A 15,263-nucleotide genomic window follows, 5' to 3' on the forward strand; every position below is an offset into this window, starting at 1 on the left:
TCCCATGAGGATCGCGGTGGTCGGTGCCGGGCTCGGCGGAGTGGCGGCGGCGGTGGGGCTGCATCGCGTGGGCCACGAGGTGACGCTCTTCGAACGCGGCGCGGAGCTCCGGGAGGCGGGCACCGGGATCGTGGTCATGCCCAACGGGCTCCGCGCGCTGGAGGCGCTGGGGCTGGCCGGCGATGTTCGCGGGCACGTCATGCGGGCGACTCATTGCGGATTGCGGGACCGGCGGGGACGGCCGCTGCTGGTCACCGACCTGACCCAAGCGCAGAAGGAGATCGGGACGCCCGTCATGATCGAACGAGCGGAACTGCACCAGGCGCTACGCGCCCCGCTACCCCCCGAGCTGGTGCGCACCGTGACCCTGGTCGAGCGCCTGGAACCCGACCCCACCGGGGTGACCGTGATCAGCGACGGCGGCCCCGTCACCAGAGCGGACGCGGTGATCGCGGCCGACGGCATCGGCAGCAGGCTGCGCGCGCAGCTCTTCCCCGGCCATCCCGGGCTGCGGCGGACCGGCCGGCTGGACCTGCGCGGCATGCTGCCCCGCCCTCCCGGTCTGGCGCCGGAACTGCTGGCCAGCCAGCTGGTCGACCGTCGCAGCGGGGCGATGTTCGGCCTTTTCCCCGTCGGTGAGGACCGCCTGTACTGGTTCACCGACTCCCTCCTGAACGGCACGCCGCCGCCCGACGCGGGCGAGGCGCGCAAGCAGATGCTGTCCTTGATGGCCGACTGGCACCCTCTCGTCACGGCACTGATCGAGGCCACCCCGCCCGCCGACATCTATGTCGACCCGATCGCCTGCCTGGCCGAACCCCTGCCCTCGTACGCGGCCGGCCGGATCGCGCTCCTCGGCGACGCCGCGCACGCCATGTCACCCGACCTCGGCCAGGGCTCCAGCCAGGCCTTCGAAGACGCGGCCGCGCTGACCCGCCACCTGACCGGCGCCGAACCGGTGGACGTCGCCCAGCGGCTCCTGCGCTACGACGCCGAGCGCAGGCCCAGGGCCAACGGCATCATGCGGGGGGCGTCCCGGCAATCGCGGCTGACCTCCCAGACCGGCGCCGCCGCCTGGCTGCGCGACATGTTGCTGCGCGCCGTGCCGTCCCGGATGGCCACCCGGCAGCTCGCCGCCCTCTGGCACGCCTGAGAAATCGCATCAAAACAGTTTGATGTATTGTCGAGTACGTGGCGACGTCCGATCGAGTGCCGGTTCCGCTGCTGATGCGCATGGCGGCGCACCCGCTGCGCTGGGCGCTGATGACCGAACTGGCATCCAGCGACCGCCGCGTACGGGAGCTGGTCGCCGCCGTCGACGAGCCGCAGAACCTGGTGTCCTACCACCTGGGCCTGCTGCGTACGGCGGGGCTGGTCGTCGCGCGGCGCAGCAGCTTCGACGGCCGCGACAGCTACTACCATCTCGACCTGGCCGGCTGCGTAACCGCGTTCAGCGACGCCGCCATCGCCCTGCATCCGGCGCTGGTGCCCACGGACCGTGGGCGGCCGAGGGGCGGCTCGGTGTTGTTCCTGTGCACCGGCAACAGCGCGCGTTCCCCGATGGCCGAGGCGCTGCTGCGGCGCCGAGTCGACGGCGTCGAGGTCACCAGCGCGGGCAGCCATCCCGCAGCGCGGCTCCATCCGAACACGGTGCGGGTCCTGCGCGAGGACTACGACATCGACCTCGAAGCCCGGCGGCCGCAGTCGCTGGACGAGGTCGCGGGGCGGCGCTTCGACTACGTGATCACGTTGTGCGACAAGATCCGCGAGGTCCCTCGCGACCACGGATCGGCCGCCACGACGCATTGGAGCCTGCCCAACCCGTCCGACGCCGCGGACACCGACAGCGCGACCTACCCGGAATTCCGGCGTGTCGCGAAGGAGCTCGATACCCGCATCAGATTCCTGCCTCTGTAAGCACGCACAACGCTTGCGTGAACATGAACACGACAAGGAGACCTGACCATGACGACCTCACCGACCGAACTGGCCAGCGTCCGCTACCTCAACGACGACGTGCGGGCCGCTGTCGACTTCTACACCACCCACCTCGGCTTCAGCGTCGCCTTCGACGCCGCACCCGCCTTCGCCGACGTCAGGCGCGGTGCGCTGCGGCTGCTCCTGTCCGGCCCGACCACCTCCGGCGCCCGCGCCACGCCCGATGACGCCGCCACCGCCGGCCGCAACCGCATCCACCTCATCGTCGACGACCTCGACGCCGAGATCGACCGGCTACGCGCCGCTGGACTGACCTTCAGAAGCGAGCCGGTGTCCGGTCCCGGCGGGCGCCAGATCCTGCTCGCCGACCCCGCTGGTAACCTCATCGAACTGTTCCAGCCCGCCCCGAGCCCCGCGTAAAACTGAAAGCACCTTCCATGCTGATACGCCGCCGTGCGCTCCGTACTCCGAGGCTGATCGGGATGGTCGTGCTTCTCGCGGCGTTCGCGACGATCGCGCTGTTCGTCCCCTATCCGGACGCCGAACAGATCCGCGACTGGGCACGGGCCGCCGGTCCGTGGTTCCCCCTCATGTTCTTCCTCACGCATGCGCTGGTGACCATCGTCTTCCCGCGCTCACCGTTCTCCCTCGGCGCCGGACTCCTGTTCGAGCCGGTGACCGGCATCGCCATCGCGATCTCCGCGACCTTGGTGAGCGCGGCGCTGGCCTTCCTGCTCGCCCGCGCGATCGGTCGCGACGCGGTCGCCGCGCGGTTGACCCACCCGGCGGTCGCGGCGGTCAACCGGCGCCTCGCCCGTCGTGGCTGGCTCGCCGTCGGGTCACTGCGGCTGATCGGTCCGGTTCCCTTTCCGCTGGTCAACTACTGCGCGGGCGTGTCGTCGGTCCGGCTCGTGCCCTTCCTGATCGCCACGGCCGTCGGTGTGGCTCCCGGCACGATCGCGGTCGTCCTTCTCGGTGACGCGCTCACCGGACGTACCGATCCTGCGCTGGTCGTCGTCACCGTGATCTGCGGTGCGATCGGGTTGGCCGGCCTGCTGGTCGACGGTCGCCTCGGCGTCGAGCAGCAGGACGCGGAAGATCCGGCCGGGGCCAAGTGAGCCAGGACGAGCCCGGAGCGCACGGGCAGGACCCGGCGGCGGCCCGGCGTCGGCTGCGTGAGGTGACGCTGGTGTTCCTCAAGCTGGGCATCATCGCCTTCGGCGGCCCGGCGGCGCACACCGCGATGATGCGCGACGAGCTGGTACGCCGCCGCGGCTGGGTCAGCGACCAGCGGTTCGTGGACCTGATGGGCGCCACCAACCTCATCCCCGGCCCCAACTCCACCGAACTGGCCATCCACCTCGGTTACGACCGGGCCCGCTGGCGCGGCCTGATCGCCGCCGGGGTGTGCTTCATCCTCCCGGCCGCGCTTATGGTCACGGCACTGGCCTGGGCGTACGTCACCTACGGCAGCACGCCGGCGGCCGAGGGTCTGTTGTACGGCATCGTCCCGGCGGTGATCGCGATCATCGCGCACGCGCTGTTCGGCATGCTGCGCACCGTGGTCAAGACCGTCTGGCTGGGCGTGCTGGCGGTCGCCGCACTGGCCGCGTACCTGCTGGGCGTCAACGAACTGCTGGTGCTGGCGGCCGGGGCGGCGCTGGCCGCCACGGCCCGAGCCCTGCGCCGGCCGCCGGACCGGGGCGCGGCCCACGGGGTGCTCGCGGCTCCACTGCTGACGTTCGGCGGGTCCCCGGTGATCGGCGGGTTGCCGGTGTTCGGCGACCCCACGGGCGGCCAGCTGCTTCAGCTGTTCGCCACCATGCTGAAGATCGGTTCGGTGCTGTACGGCAGCGGCTACGTGCTGCTGGCCTTCCTGCGCGGCGACTTCGTCGACCGGCTCGGCTGGATCACCAACCAGCAGCTCATCGACGCCGTGTCGATCGGCCAGGTCACCCCCGGTCCGGTGTTCACCACCGCCACCTTCGTCGGCTACATGATCGCCGGGCCGCCGGGCGCGTTCCTGGCCACCGTGGCCATCTTCCTGCCCTCGTTCGTCTTCGTCGGCCTGCTCACCAAACTCACCGACAAGCTCCGCTCCAGCGAGTGGACCTCCGCCCTGCTCGACGGCCTCAACGCCGCCGCCCTCGCCCTCATGGCAGGGGTGTCCTACGAACTGGGCCGGACCGCGATCATCGACCCGCTCACCGCGCTCATCGCCGTGGTCACGCTCGTACTGTTGTGGAAGACGCGGCTCAACAACGCCTGGTTCATCGCCGGCGGCGCCGCCATCGGCATCGCGCACGCCCTGCTGTTCTGACTCCCGGTCCCGCCCCGCCATGTGCGCGGGGCGGGACCGACGCTGAGCGAGTCAGGGATTGTGGAAAGCGACCTCGGGGTTGGCCGATGACGGCCCGCTGAGCAGCGGTTGCTTCTTGCCCTTCAGGTGCAGGTCGAAGAAGGCGCCGACGTAGGCGCGGGTGAGCTCGAGGGAGCGTTGCGGCGACAGCTCGTCGGGAGCTGACATGCCGACCGCTTTCTGCAGGATGGTCAGGTCGGTGAAGCCGGTGTGGCTGGTATGGGCCACGGTGAGCCAGCGCTTCCAGCCGCTCATCTTGGGCCAGCTCGCATCCCAGGTGTCGTCCTTGCCGGGGACGTGGTCGGCCTGGCTGCCCAGCAGCAGGAAGGGCCGGTCGAGCGTGACGGCGGGGTGGAAGGTGCCGTCCAGGTTCACTCCAGCCCGTACGCGCTTGTCGACGGCCATGGTGGCGGCACTGGCGTCGCCGCCGAGGGAATGGCCGGCCATGCCTATCCGCTTGGGAGCGATCATGCGGGACTTCTCCCAGGCGGGGTGCCGGCCGGCCAGCTCGTCGATGACGAAGGAGACGTCCTTGGTCCGGTTCTTGGTGATGGTCGCCTGCCCGCCTTCCGGAGGTTTGGGCTGGTCGCACAGAGGGGCGCAGGTGATGATCTGCCCGTCGGGCAGGGTGGTGCCGGAGGACTCGTAGGCGTGGTCGACCAGCGCGATGACATAGCCGCGGCTGGCCAGGTCTTCGGCCAGGAAGGTGAGGCTGGCGCGCGGGAGGCCGAGGCCGGGGGAGAGGACGACGAGTGGATACCGGCCGCGCTTGGCGAGCGCGCCGGTGTGGGCGTAGGTGCGGGTGGCGCTGACGGTCTCGGGAGGGAGTTCGACGCCGGGTGCCTTACGCCGCAGCAGCGAGGCGGCCTCAGCGGTGGTCATGTAGGGGGCGGGGTCGCCGGTGGCGGAGCGGGCGGGATAGTACATCGACACCATGAGCCGGCGCGGGCCCGAGTCGGGCACCCAGGGGTCCTTACGGCTGCTGTCGACCAGGTACAGGATGTCGCGACCGACCGCGTCGGGGCCGGTCGGGCGGGGGAGTTCCAACCGGACGGCGGTGGGGGCCGGGTTTCCGGACACGGTCGCGGTGAGGGCCGGGTTTCCGGTCGCGGTCGCGGTTGTCGTGGTGACGGCCACCGCGATCAAGGTAAGGCAGGCCGTCAACGGAATGGCCAGCAAGCGGGTCCGAATCGACTGCACTGTCATGCGATTTCTCCTCATTAGGGCGCTCATACGTCACGCCGACGTACGACGATCAAGGTCACGACGGCGGCGGCCAGCGGCCAAAGCGCGAAGGCAGCCCAAGAGCCGGCCACCGTCGGCAGAGCGGGGTCGTCACGGAGCTGGGGCAGGCCCAGGCAGGTACGCCAGACGTAGAAGGGGACCAGGGCGTACAGGTCGTTGAGCCACTGGTGGACATTGGGCTGGAAGAAGGTGGGCAGGATGACGAGCGCGGCGCAGACCGCGACGACGGCGGCGGCGGTGTGCCGCAGCAGCGCGCCGATCCCCAAGCCGGTCAGCGCCGTTGATCGGCTCGTCGAACAGCAGCACGGGCGGGTTGCCCAGCAGAGCGGCGGCGATGCCGAGCCGCTGGCGCATACCGAGCGAGAACCCGCCGATCCGGCGGCGCGCCGCTCCGGCCAGGCCCACCTCCTCCAGCACCTCGGCCACCCGGCGGCGGGGCAGGCCGTTGCCGACCGCCAACGCGCGCAGGTGAGCGGCGGCGGTGCGGCCGCCATGGACGTCGCCCGCGTCCAGCAGCGCGCCGACATGACGCAGCCCGGCGTGGTGGCGGGCGAAGGGGCGGCCGTCGATGGTGGCGGCGCCCGCGGTGGGGCGGTTCAGGCCGAGGATCATGCGCAAAGTGGTGCTCTTGCCGGCGCCGTTCGGGCCGAGGAACCCTGTGACGTGCCCCGGTCGTACGGCGAAGGTGAGGTCCCGCACCGCCGTCACCGCGCCGTAGCGTTTGGTCAGTCCGTTGACTTCGATCACCCGGTCAACGCTGTCGCAGCTCGCAGACGCGCCGCATCTGGCCGTGGGCCGGTTTCCGCGGCGCGGGGGTGGCCTGCGGGCATACGCCCACAGGCCGATGCCCGGCCCGAAGCGGGTGACTACGATCGGCCGGGTGCGCGACAAAACGCCCAGACCACCGCTTTGGTCACGGTTGCCCTCCGGCATGCGGGCGCTGCTCATCTGGGGCGGCGTCGCGGCCCTGGTGCCCCTGCTGTACGCCGTGACGCTGACCGACGGTGAAGACCTGTTCCCCGTGGGGGCGGCGCATGCGGGGTTCACCGTCGCCATGGCCGTCCCCTTGGCCTGGGCACGGCAGCGGCCTGCCACGGTGCTCGCGCTGCTGCTGGCCGAGATCGTCGTGGCGACGTCCCTGGGTTATCCGGCCCAGGGGGTCTGGCCGCTCTTCCCGGCGACCGACGTCATGGTCTGCCTCCTCACCGCCACCCGATCGCGCCGCGCGGGCCTGGCGGCGGCGGTCGCCGCGTTGCTGGTGCAGCAGACGGCCTGGCAGCTTGACCTGCTACGCGACGGCCTGCGTGCCTCGGCGCCGGGCTTCCTCGCGCTGTCGCTCCTGCTCGGCCTGGCGGTCTTGGTCGCCTGGCTGGCCGGGATGTTCATCAGGCAGCGGCGCGAGTACGACCGGGCGCTGCGCGCTTACGCCGAGGCTCGGGCGGTCACCGACGAGCGGCTGCGCATCGCGCGAGAGCTGCACGACATGGTCGCGCACAGCATCGGCATCATCGCCATCCAGGCCGGCGCGGGCGCCCGGGTGATCGACAGCCGACCGGATCAGGCGCGCCAGGCGCTGGACGCGATCGAGGACACCAGCAGGCAGACGTTGAAGGGGCTGCGGCACCTGCTCGGCGTGCTCCGCACGACCGAGCGCGGGCATCCCGGCCCGACCGAGCGCGGGCATCCCGGCTCGGCTGGGCGCGAGCTTTCCGGCCCGGCCGGGCGCGGGCGCCCTGGCCTGGCTGAGCGTGGGTATTCCGGCCTGGCTGAGCCGGCTGCTCCCGTGGGACTGGCCGACGTCGACCGGCTGGCCCAGACGACCATGGCCGCCGGTGTCCGCGTAGAGGTTCGCCTGCACGGAGAGCCACGCCCGCTGCCCGCCGCCGTCGATCGGTCCGCTTTCCGCATCATCCAGGAATCGGTCACCAACGTGCTCCGCCATGCGAGCACGGACCACTGCCGGGTCGTGATCGACTACGGGAAAGAGGAACTACGCATCGACGTCATCGACGACGGACACGCTGCTCTCTGTGAGGGCGACAGGCACGCCCTTGCCGGTGAAGAGGACGGGCATGCCGCTGTCTGCGAGGGCGATGGGCATGGGATCGTCGGCATGCGCGAACGGGTCGCCCTGTTGAACGGATGCCTCAGCGCGGGCCCCCGGCCAGATGGCGGTTTCCGCGTCACCGCACGCCTGCCGCTCGCGCCGAGCGGCCTCGGCCAGGACACGGACATCGACCTGGTGGAGGCCCGGTGATGATCCGTATCGTGCTCGCCGACGACCAGCCGCTGATCCGCGCGGGCTTGCGCATGGTCATCGATGCCGCCCCCGATGTCGAGGTCGCCGGAGAGGCCGGAACCGGAGCTCAGGCCGTCCAGCTCGTCCGCCGGCTGCGCCCCGACGTCGTGGTCATGGACATCCGCATGCCGGGCATGGACGGCATCGAGGCCACCCAGACCATCCTCGCCGAGTCCCAGACCACCCGTGTGATCATGCTGACCACGTTCGACGACGACGACAACGTCTACGCCTCCCTGCGCGCCGGAGCGAGCGGATTCCTGGTCAAGGACATGGCGTTGGACGACATCCTGTCCGCCGTCCACGTCGTCGCCGCCGGAGACGCACTGATCGCCCCCAGCGTCACCCGCCGCCTCATCGAGGACTTCGCCCGTGGTCCGGCCCGCGCCCCGTCTCCCGAGGCGCGGCGGCTCGCGGGCGTCACCGAACGCGAGCACGAGGTGCTGGCCCTGGTCGGGGGTGGCCTGTCCAACGCCGAGATCGCCACCCGGTTGCACATCAGCCCTGGCACCGCCAAGGCACACGTGGCCAGCCTGCTTGCCAAGCTGAGCGCCCGTGACCGAATACAGCTGGTCATCATGGCCTACGACGCGGGCCTGGTGTTCCCGTCCCGTTGACAGGCCGGCCTGCTGCCGTCCGGCGGGTTCACGACGGACGTCAGTTGACAGGCCGGCACCCCTGCCGGGCGGCGAGTTCATGACGGACGTCAGCGCTACCTCGGGGGCAGACGGCTCAGGAGTCGGACCGCGGTCGCCGTCTCCTCCTGACTGCGGACTGACTACGGACTGACTGCGGACGAAGTTTCGCGAGCAACTCGCCGCCCGTTCTTGTTCGACGAGCCGCTACCTTCGCCGACGGCTGCGGCCTGGCGCGGTGTCGGCGAAGCGATGGCCGGCGGGCTCTGCAATGGCGCGTGCCGGGACGGCGACACGGCGTTCCGAAGCTGTCCGTCGCTCTGCGCATTCCTTCCGGCGAACCTGGGGGCTCGGGCCCGACCGCAAGTGCGCCCGGGGGTTGCCGGCTCGGCCGCGGATGCCGTACCCGCAGCCCACCCTCTGATTACCGGGCGCCTCATCGGCGGTTGAAAGACAGGCTCAGAAGGCGTTGACGAGGACGACGTACACGGCGGTGCCGAGTCCGACGCTCAGGATGGTGCGGCGGCCCGAGGCGAGGTGGACGACCGCGGTTACGGCGACCGCGAGCAACGCGTACAGCGTCGCGCGCGGGTCGGCGGTGATGGTGCCGTGCAGGGCGGTCAGGGCGAGGATGGCGAGGATGCCGACCGGCATCCAGACCGACAGCTGCGCCACGGCGGCCGAACCGCGCAACGTGCGCAGCGCCGCGAAGGGGACGGCGCGCAGCGCGAAGGTGATGGTGGAGACGATCGCGAGGACGGCGAGGGTGTAGGCGATGTCAGGCATCGTCGGCCTCCGGGACGGGTCGGCGAGTGGTGAGCGCGTGGCGGGCCAGCAGCAGGGCGACGAACAGCAGCAGGGCCGTGAACATGGCGACGCCTGGGGTGACGATGAGGGCTGCCGTCACGCTGGCCGCGGCGAGCAGCACGGAGGGGATCTCGCGGCGGGAGCGGAACGCGTCCAGGGTGAGCACCGTGAACAGGGCGCACAGGGCGAACTCCAGGCCCTTGATCGGTGCGGGCAGGGCCGCGCCGATGGCGACGCCGACCAGGCCGCCGCCGACCCAGTAGGTCTGGCAGGAGATCTGCATCGCCAGCAGCCGGGGCGCGGAGCGTTCCGCTTCGGGGAGGGAGGCGTTGACGGCGTACGCCTCGTCGATCATCGCGTACACGGCGTACGCCTTCGCCCACCGGTTCTTGACCAGGTGAAGCGGGAAGGAGAAGGCGTAGAAGACGTGCCGGAAGTTGACCACCAGGACGGTCAGCGCGACTGCGGCGAGCGGTGTGACGGTGGCCATCATGCCCACCAGCAGGAGCTCCAGCGAGCCGGCGAAAGCGGCCATGGACAGGGCGGGGGCGAGCCACCAGGGCAGGCCGGCCTGGAGGACCAGCAGGCCGAGGGCGATCCCCAGCGGGAAGATTCCCAGCCCCGCGGAGAAGGAATCGCGCACACCTGCGGTGATCTGCTGGCGCCGGGTGGTGTGGGCGGGGGTCACCGCGGTCGGGATCAGTACATCTTGCACCCTTCTAGGGTGCCGGAAAACGGCTGTTATGTGGTTGCTGATATTGCTCAGCCAGTGGTCCGCGGTGCAATATTCTTTCGTGGATTCGATTGACAGAGCAATCATCGCCGAGTTGGAGCGAAACGGGCGGCTGACGAACGTGGAGCTGGCCCAGCGGGTCGGGCTCACCACCGGGCCGTGCCTGCGGCGCGTTCAGCGGCTGGAGGCCGAGGGCGTGATTCGCGGCTACCGAGCGGTCATCGACGCCGCCGCCGTGGGCCGGTCCTTCGAGGTCCTGGTCGACCTGACGCTCGACGCCCAGGACGCGGACACGGTCGACCACTTCGAGCAGACCCTGGCGCGGGCCGAGGAGGTCGTCGAGCTGCGGCGGCTGTTCGGCAGTCCCGATTACTTCGTGCGGGTGGCCGTTGCCGACCTGGCCGCCTATGAGGCGTTCCTGAGCCAGTACGTCATGACCATCCCGCGCGTCCGGGGCATCACCTCGCACTTCACGCTCAAGAACCTCAAGCCGGCTCCATAGCGCGCACAACATGCCCAGCCCCGCCGGGCCGGGCATGTTGTGCGCGGGGTCAGCCGTAGCGCTCGGTGCGCAGTGAACTCCACGACGGCACGTCGACGAGGTAGATCTCCTTCACGTCGCCTTCGGTGTACTCCCGGAAGATCCCGTTCCGGTCGGTCGCGCCCGAGCCGGCGTACTGGCCGAAGAAGTCGGTGCGCCAGCCTCGGCGCGGCGGCCGGCCCGCCAGGCGTTCGACATCCTGCGCGACACATGACCTCGCGGTGCCGGGCGGGCCTCAGATCCCCGTCGAAGCTCTGGCGGTCGCGGCGATGTGCTCCTCGGCGGTCATGCCGAGGTCGGGGTCCTGCCGGTTGAGGTCGTGCTGGTCGTCGGCCCATCGCTGGTAGTCCCGCCGTACGGTGCGCTCGTCGGAGTCGACGACGCGGGCGATCTCGGCCCAGGTGACTCCGGCCAGCACCGCGTGGTGGACGTTGGCGGGATGACGCACGGTACGCGCGATGCACTCCGCCAGCGCCAGCAGCTCGATGTGCTCGGCCACGGTAAGGGGAGGACGGTCGTCGGCTCCGTGCCGGGCCGGGTCATAGATCCCTCGGGTCACCAGCTCGATCCGGGCGCGGGCCGACGCGTGCTTGGCGGCCAGCTCGTCGTAGCGCGCCAGCTGCTGACTGACAGGCATGTCGTAGCGAGCGTCGCGCCAGGTCGCGATCTGTTCGGACACGGTGCTTCTCCAGGGTGACTTAGGGGCGTGGTGACGAGCACGGCAGGAAGCCAGAGCGCCGCCCCGGCTGATCGACGCTGCCATGGCATCCTGTGGATACGGGGATGATGACATGAAACGTCGCGGAAGGCGTCGAGGCGCTGGACGGCCGCGGCCGGCTCGGCCGCCTCTTCGACCGGTCGCCCTACACCGCGATCTTCAATGTCACGGGCAGCCACGGCTGACAGCCCAGCGTTATGTCATGCGTTCGAGCCAGCGCAGGAGAAGGGCGACCTCGGCCGGTTCGAGGGCGTCGGCGCCCCCGAGGCCGAGTTGCGCGTGAAGGCGCAGCGCGGCGGTACGCAGCGGGTCGGCGTCCTCTTGAGCGGTTGTCTCGGTGAGCACGTGCGAGAACACGGCGTCGCGCATGCGATGGGACAGCGCGGGGTCGTCGAACAGGGCCGGGTCGGCGAGGTGGTTGAGGGCGTTGCCGATGCTCGCCGACAGGATCAGCTGGGCGGCGGTCCGCGGCTCGACCTTCAGCGCGCCCGTCGCCGCGCACCGTACGAGCGTCGCCACCAGCAAGTCGAACACGCGATCGCGAGCAGTAGAGTGAGACCACGGCCGGGGAGTGAACATCAGCTGGTAGAGGGCAGGATTCTCCCTCGCGAACGCCATGTGGCCGTCCCAGCCGGCGCGTAGATCGGCCACCGGGTCGGCCGTCTGTTCTTGCGCGGCCTTGAGCGTGGCGTACCTCTCATATCCGTGGTCGGCGATGGCGTCCAGAAGTCCTCGTTTGTCGCCGAAGAGCCGGTAGAGCACGGGCTGGCTCACACCGACCGCCTCACAGACCGCCCGCGTGGCGATCTCGTTGTCCGAGGAGGTCGCCAGCTGACGCTCCGCGGCTTCGATCATCGCCGTGCGAAGGGAGTCCGTTCCTGTCATGCGACCGATGATACGCCTCGGCGCTAGCGACGATACGAAGACCGTGCTACCGTCATGCCATATCGACGATATCGCTCATGCGTATCGACGATACGAATGGAGGAGTTTCCATGAACGAGCAGCGCATAGCAGTGGTCAGCGGCGGCTCCCGCGGGATCGGCCGGGCGATCGCGACGACTCTGGCGGCACAGGGGTCCGCGGTCGTCGTGGGCTACCAAGGGTCGGCCGCGGCCGCCACCGAGGTGGTCCAGGAGATCACCGCGGCCGGCGGCCGGGCGATCCCGGCGCAGGCCGACGTGGCGGACGAGGCCGCGGTCGCGGCGATGTTCGATGAGGCGGAGAAGGTCTTCGGCGGGGTCGACGTCGTCGTGAACTCCGCGGGACGGCTGTCGCTGTCCCCGATCGCCGACCTCGACCTCGACGACCTTGACGCCCTGCACCGCACCAACATCCGCGGCACCTTCGTCATGGCGCGGGAGGCCGCGCGTCGCGTGCGCGCCGGAGGCTCGATCGTCACCATGTCCACCTCGGTGGTGGGCATGCAGCTCCCGAATTATGGGGCGTACGCCGCCAGCAAGGGTGCCGTCGAGGCGACGACGCTCATCCTGGCCCGCGAGCTGCGCGGGCGGGACATCACGGTCAACGCGGTCGCGCCCGGGCCGACCGCCACCGACCTGTTCCTCGAGGGCAAGGACGAGGCCACGATCGAGCGGCTCGCCAACCAGCCCCCGCTCGCGCGGCTCGGCACCCCGGAGGACATCGCCCGGGTGGTCGCCTTCCTGACCGGTCCCGCGGGGCATTGGGTCAACGGGCAGGTCGTGCGCGCGAACGGCGGCATCATCTGACGTCCGCCTCCTGTCAACTCTTCATCACCCACACGAAAGGGAAACACCATGCCGTTCGCCAACCTCAAGGTGCCCGCCGACACCCTGACCCCCGAATCCAAGAAGAAGCTCATCGACGCCGTCACCGACGCCTACGCGGCCGTGTACGGCGAGCGGGCCCGGGCGAACACCCTGGTCCTCATCGACGAAGTCCCCGACGGCGGCTGGGGGCTCGGCGGGGACATCCTCACCGCTGAGATGCTCGGCCGAAGCTGAGCACCTGTCCCAGCCATCAGGCGCATTCGTGCAGGTAAATGGCTATTTTGGGGTGGTATGTTCGTTCCATGAATCCGGAAGACCTCGCCAATCTCGCGCACCTGCGCCGAGCGCGCGATCTGATCGACCGGGAGTACGCGAAGCCGCTCGATGTGCCGACGATGGCCCGCCATGCCCTCATGTCGCCGGGGCACTTCTCGCGACGGTTCCGGGCGGCCTATGGCGAGACGCCGTACAGCTATCTCATGACCCGACGGATCGAGCGGGCGATGGCGCTGCTGCGCGAGGGGATGAGCGTGACCGACGCGTGCATGGCGGTCGGCTGTACCTCGCTCGGCTCGTTCAGCTCGCGGTTCACCGAGGTGGTGGGGGAGACGCCGAGCGCGTACCGAGGCCGGGAGCACGACGCCGAAACGGCGATGCCCGCGTGCGTGGCGAAGGTGCGCACGCGGCCGACACGAAACCCGCCGAGCAGGATCGGAGAAGCGGGTCGCGTCGCCGCCGCCTAACGTTGGCGACATGACCATCGCACTCCGCTACTGCCACATCACCGTCAACGACGTGGACGAGTCGCTCACCTTCTACCGTGACGCCCTCGGCCTTGAGGTGCGCAACGACGTCGCCTCCGGCGGGTTCCGCTGGGTCACGCTCGGCAGCGCGATCCAGCCGGACCTCGAAATCGTGCTCTCCGAACCACACGCCGGCCGTTCCCAGGCCGACGGCGACGCCCTGCAGGAACTGCTCACCAAGGGCGTCCTGGCGATGATCATCTTCAGCACCGACGATCTCGACGCGACTTTCGAACGGGTCCGGGCATCCGGCGCCGAGGTGCTGCAGGAGCCCATCGAGCAGCCCTGGGGGCCGCGCGACAGCGCGTTCCGCGACCCCTCGGGCAACCTGGTGCGGATCCAGCAGGCGCCCAAGGCGTAAGCCCACGCCTCCCGCGGGCGACGCCGTCCGCGGTGCCGGCGAGGAAGCCTTCACCGGCACCGCTTCGCCGTACCCGCGGGTAGGCGTGGAGGGATGCTTACTTGACGGGCGCGTCGAAGGTCCACACGGCGCGAGCGCCGGGGCCGACGGCGAGGGTGGACCGGCCGATCCGCTCCTCGGTCATGGACAGCAGGGGCTTGTTGAGCGACATCTGGATCTGCTTGAGGCCGGCCTGCTCGCGCGCGACGGAGTCCAGCTGGATCCGGGTGCCGCCGCCCTCGGCGACGACGCCGCCGGGAAGCGTCCGGATGGTGAAGCCGCCGGCGCGCAGCAGCGGCACCGTGTTGGCGAGGTCGCGAGCGGGCACCCCGATGCGGATGGAGGTCACGTCACGCATCAGGTGGTCGCGGTAGTCGTCGGGCAGGTAGCGCTCCCGGCCGACGTCGCCGGGGAAGCTCTCGGGCTCGGTCTTGCTGCGCGGGTCGGCGAAGTACTCCGGCAGGTATTCCATCGCCCACGGGTCGAAGGCGTCGTACTGGTCACCGGTGGTACGGATGGTGTCGAACCACGGCACCTTGACCCCGTCGCCGAAGTCACGGGTCTGGCGGTACGGGAACGGATTGGCGATCCCCGCGGCCTTCAGGCGCTCGGTCACCGTGGAGAGGTCCCCCGCGCGCTCGACCGAGGTCCCGAGCCCGGCGGAGCCGAACTCGGCGTCCTGGCCGGGCAGGTCACCCACCGAGAACAGCTCCAGATAGGTCTCGCGACCCTTCAGGTAGCGGCCTTTCCAGGTCAGCCCACCACCGGTCGTGGTGCGGACCTCGAAGTTGGCGAACTTCCGGAGGTAGTCGGAGTTCTCGACCGCGTCGGCGGTCTCCTTGTCGACGACGCTGTAGGCGTGGTTGTAGAAGAGCAGCTGACGGTCGGGCTTCGGCTGGCTCTCGTCTGCCATCGCCGCGCTCGCGCCGCCGGTGACCGCCCCGGACAACGCGACGGTGAACGTCGCGGCGAGGACTGTGATCGTCCGTAAGGTTCGGTGAATCAGCATGGACGTGATCTTAGGTTGGGAAGAT

At 70.3% G+C, this 15,263-nt stretch carries 18 protein-coding genes and 1 pseudogene; 12 read left to right on the forward strand and 7 right to left on the reverse strand.

Features of this window, described 5'->3' with window-relative positions; all coding sequences use genetic code 11:
• Positions 1 to 4: 4 nt before the first annotated feature.
• From AB0J16_RS23920 to chrA, 5 genes are all read left to right on the forward strand, one after another.
• Positions 5 to 1,153, forward strand: coding sequence for an FAD-dependent monooxygenase (locus AB0J16_RS23920; RefSeq protein WP_358543122.1), 1,149 nt, complete (start codon positions 5 to 7; stop codon positions 1,151 to 1,153).
• Between the two features lie 38 nt (positions 1,154 to 1,191).
• Positions 1,192 to 1,917 (forward strand): ArsR family transcriptional regulator, encoded by a 726-nt coding sequence (locus tag AB0J16_RS23925; RefSeq protein ID WP_358543125.1) that lies wholly within the window; start codon positions 1,192 to 1,194, stop codon positions 1,915 to 1,917.
• Between the two features lie 48 nt (positions 1,918 to 1,965).
• Positions 1,966 to 2,358, forward strand: a complete 393-nt coding sequence (locus AB0J16_RS23930) for a VOC family protein (RefSeq protein ID WP_358543128.1) — start codon at positions 1,966 to 1,968, stop codon at positions 2,356 to 2,358.
• Positions 2,359 to 2,420: 62 nt separating this feature from the next.
• Entirely contained in the window at positions 2,421 to 3,056 is a 636-nt protein-coding gene (locus tag AB0J16_RS23935; RefSeq protein ID WP_358543131.1) for a TVP38/TMEM64 family protein, read from the forward strand.
• Positions 3,053 to 4,258 carry a chromate efflux transporter gene (gene chrA / locus AB0J16_RS23940; RefSeq protein ID WP_358543134.1) on the forward strand — a complete coding sequence of 402 codons (1,206 nt, stop codon included), beginning with the start codon at positions 3,053 to 3,055 and terminating at the stop codon, positions 4,256 to 4,258. The genes AB0J16_RS23935 and chrA overlap by 4 nt, the downstream gene beginning before the upstream one ends.
• A 51-nt stretch (positions 4,259 to 4,309) precedes the next feature.
• On the opposite strand, the gene AB0J16_RS23945 is transcribed toward chrA, so the two are convergent.
• Entirely contained in the window at positions 4,310 to 5,503 is a 1,194-nt protein-coding gene (locus AB0J16_RS23945; RefSeq protein ID WP_358543136.1) for an alpha/beta hydrolase, read from the reverse strand.
• Positions 5,504 to 5,812: 309 nt separating this feature from the next.
• Positions 5,813 to 6,289: pseudogene (locus AB0J16_RS23950) on the reverse strand (ATP-binding cassette domain-containing protein); the annotation flags it as partial.
• A 133-nt stretch (positions 6,290 to 6,422) separates the two neighbouring features.
• Here AB0J16_RS23950 and AB0J16_RS23955 point away from each other — a divergent pair.
• Positions 6,423 to 7,799 carry a histidine kinase gene (locus AB0J16_RS23955; RefSeq protein WP_358543139.1) on the forward strand — a complete coding sequence of 459 codons (1,377 nt, stop codon included), beginning with the start codon at positions 6,423 to 6,425 and terminating at the stop codon, positions 7,797 to 7,799.
• A complete protein-coding gene (locus tag AB0J16_RS23960) occupies positions 7,799 to 8,458 on the forward strand; it encodes a response regulator transcription factor (RefSeq protein WP_358543919.1) in 660 nt (219 codons plus the stop codon). The genes AB0J16_RS23955 and AB0J16_RS23960 overlap by 1 nt, the downstream gene beginning before the upstream one ends.
• Before the next feature lie 477 nt (positions 8,459 to 8,935).
• Here the strand turns inward: AB0J16_RS23960 and AB0J16_RS23965 are convergent, their stop codons facing one another.
• Positions 8,936 to 9,262, reverse strand: a complete 327-nt coding sequence (locus tag AB0J16_RS23965; protein ID WP_358543142.1) for an AzlD domain-containing protein — start codon at positions 9,260 to 9,262, stop codon at positions 8,936 to 8,938.
• Complete coding sequence (locus AB0J16_RS23970; RefSeq protein WP_358543145.1) at positions 9,255 to 9,998, reverse strand: AzlC family ABC transporter permease; 744 nt, start codon at positions 9,996 to 9,998, stop codon at positions 9,255 to 9,257. The genes AB0J16_RS23965 and AB0J16_RS23970 overlap by 8 nt, the downstream gene beginning before the upstream one ends.
• Before the next feature lie 79 nt (positions 9,999 to 10,077).
• Between AB0J16_RS23970 and AB0J16_RS23975 the strand changes: the two genes are divergently transcribed.
• Positions 10,078 to 10,518 carry an Lrp/AsnC family transcriptional regulator gene (locus tag AB0J16_RS23975; protein WP_358543148.1) on the forward strand — a complete coding sequence of 147 codons (441 nt, stop codon included), beginning with the start codon at positions 10,078 to 10,080 and terminating at the stop codon, positions 10,516 to 10,518.
• A gap of 274 nt (positions 10,519 to 10,792) precedes the next feature.
• Here the strand turns inward: AB0J16_RS23975 and AB0J16_RS23980 are convergent, their stop codons facing one another.
• Together AB0J16_RS23980 and AB0J16_RS23985 are read right to left on the reverse strand one after the other, a co-directional pair.
• Positions 10,793 to 11,236, reverse strand: a complete 444-nt coding sequence (locus AB0J16_RS23980) for a hypothetical protein (RefSeq protein WP_358543151.1) — start codon at positions 11,234 to 11,236, stop codon at positions 10,793 to 10,795.
• A gap of 234 nt (positions 11,237 to 11,470) precedes the next feature.
• Complete coding sequence (locus AB0J16_RS23985) at positions 11,471 to 12,160, reverse strand: TetR/AcrR family transcriptional regulator (RefSeq protein WP_358543154.1); 690 nt, start codon at positions 12,158 to 12,160, stop codon at positions 11,471 to 11,473.
• A gap of 110 nt (positions 12,161 to 12,270) precedes the next feature.
• On the opposite strand from AB0J16_RS23985, the gene AB0J16_RS23990 reads away from it, so the two are divergent.
• The 4 genes from AB0J16_RS23990 to AB0J16_RS24005 all read left to right on the forward strand — a co-directional run bounded on the left by AB0J16_RS23990 (position 12,271) and on the right by AB0J16_RS24005 (position 14,190).
• Positions 12,271 to 13,005, forward strand: coding sequence for an SDR family oxidoreductase (locus AB0J16_RS23990; RefSeq protein WP_358543157.1), 735 nt, complete (start codon positions 12,271 to 12,273; stop codon positions 13,003 to 13,005).
• 48 nt (positions 13,006 to 13,053) lie between these two features.
• Complete coding sequence (locus tag AB0J16_RS23995; protein WP_357650494.1) at positions 13,054 to 13,260, forward strand: tautomerase family protein; 207 nt, start codon at positions 13,054 to 13,056, stop codon at positions 13,258 to 13,260.
• Positions 13,261 to 13,328: 68 nt separating this feature from the next.
• Complete coding sequence (locus tag AB0J16_RS24000) at positions 13,329 to 13,769, forward strand: helix-turn-helix transcriptional regulator (protein WP_358543160.1); 441 nt, start codon at positions 13,329 to 13,331, stop codon at positions 13,767 to 13,769.
• Between the two features lie 10 nt (positions 13,770 to 13,779).
• On the forward strand, positions 13,780 to 14,190 hold the full coding sequence (locus AB0J16_RS24005) for a VOC family protein (RefSeq protein WP_358543163.1): 411 nt from the start codon (positions 13,780 to 13,782) through the stop codon (positions 14,188 to 14,190).
• A 97-nt stretch (positions 14,191 to 14,287) separates the two neighbouring features.
• Here AB0J16_RS24005 and AB0J16_RS24010 read toward each other — a convergent pair whose 3' ends face one another.
• Positions 14,288 to 15,238, reverse strand: a complete 951-nt coding sequence (locus AB0J16_RS24010) for a DUF5829 family protein (protein ID WP_358543166.1) — start codon at positions 15,236 to 15,238, stop codon at positions 14,288 to 14,290.
• Positions 15,239 to 15,263 lie beyond the last annotated feature (25 nt).

Origin of the sequence: Nonomuraea sp. NPDC049750 (assembly GCF_040659625.1) — a bacterium.
Classification (GTDB): domain Bacteria; phylum Actinomycetota; class Actinomycetes; order Streptosporangiales; family Streptosporangiaceae; genus Nonomuraea.

What these genes read in the sequence shown, in the direction of transcription:
- AB0J16_RS24000 (WP_358543160.1), top strand. Translation starts at nt 13,329, where the DNA reads ATGAATCCGGAAGACCTCGCCAATCTCGCGCACCTGCGCCGAGCGCGC.
- AB0J16_RS23960 (WP_358543919.1), top strand. Translation starts at nt 7,799, where the DNA reads ATGATCCGTATCGTGCTCGCCGACGACCAGCCGCTGATCCGCGCGGGC.
- AB0J16_RS23930 (WP_358543128.1), top strand. Translation starts at nt 1,966, where the DNA reads ATGACGACCTCACCGACCGAACTGGCCAGCGTCCGCTACCTCAACGAC.
- AB0J16_RS23995 (WP_357650494.1), top strand. Translation starts at nt 13,054, where the DNA reads ATGCCGTTCGCCAACCTCAAGGTGCCCGCCGACACCCTGACCCCCGAA.
- AB0J16_RS23990 (WP_358543157.1), top strand. Translation starts at nt 12,271, where the DNA reads ATGAACGAGCAGCGCATAGCAGTGGTCAGCGGCGGCTCCCGCGGGATC.
- AB0J16_RS23965 (WP_358543142.1), bottom strand. Translation starts at nt 9,262, where the DNA reads ATGCCTGACATCGCCTACACCCTCGCCGTCCTCGCGATCGTCTCCACC.
- AB0J16_RS24010 (WP_358543166.1), bottom strand. Translation starts at nt 15,238, where the DNA reads ATGCTGATTCACCGAACCTTACGGACGATCACAGTCCTCGCCGCGACG.
- AB0J16_RS23945 (WP_358543136.1), bottom strand. Translation starts at nt 5,503, where the DNA reads ATGACAGTGCAGTCGATTCGGACCCGCTTGCTGGCCATTCCGTTGACG.
- AB0J16_RS23985 (WP_358543154.1), bottom strand. Translation starts at nt 12,160, where the DNA reads ATGACAGGAACGGACTCCCTTCGCACGGCGATGATCGAAGCCGCGGAG.
- AB0J16_RS23920 (WP_358543122.1), top strand. Translation starts at nt 5, where the DNA reads ATGAGGATCGCGGTGGTCGGTGCCGGGCTCGGCGGAGTGGCGGCGGCG.
- AB0J16_RS23935 (WP_358543131.1), top strand. Translation starts at nt 2,421, where the DNA reads ATGGTCGTGCTTCTCGCGGCGTTCGCGACGATCGCGCTGTTCGTCCCC.
- AB0J16_RS24005 (WP_358543163.1), top strand. Translation starts at nt 13,780, where the DNA reads ATGACCATCGCACTCCGCTACTGCCACATCACCGTCAACGACGTGGAC.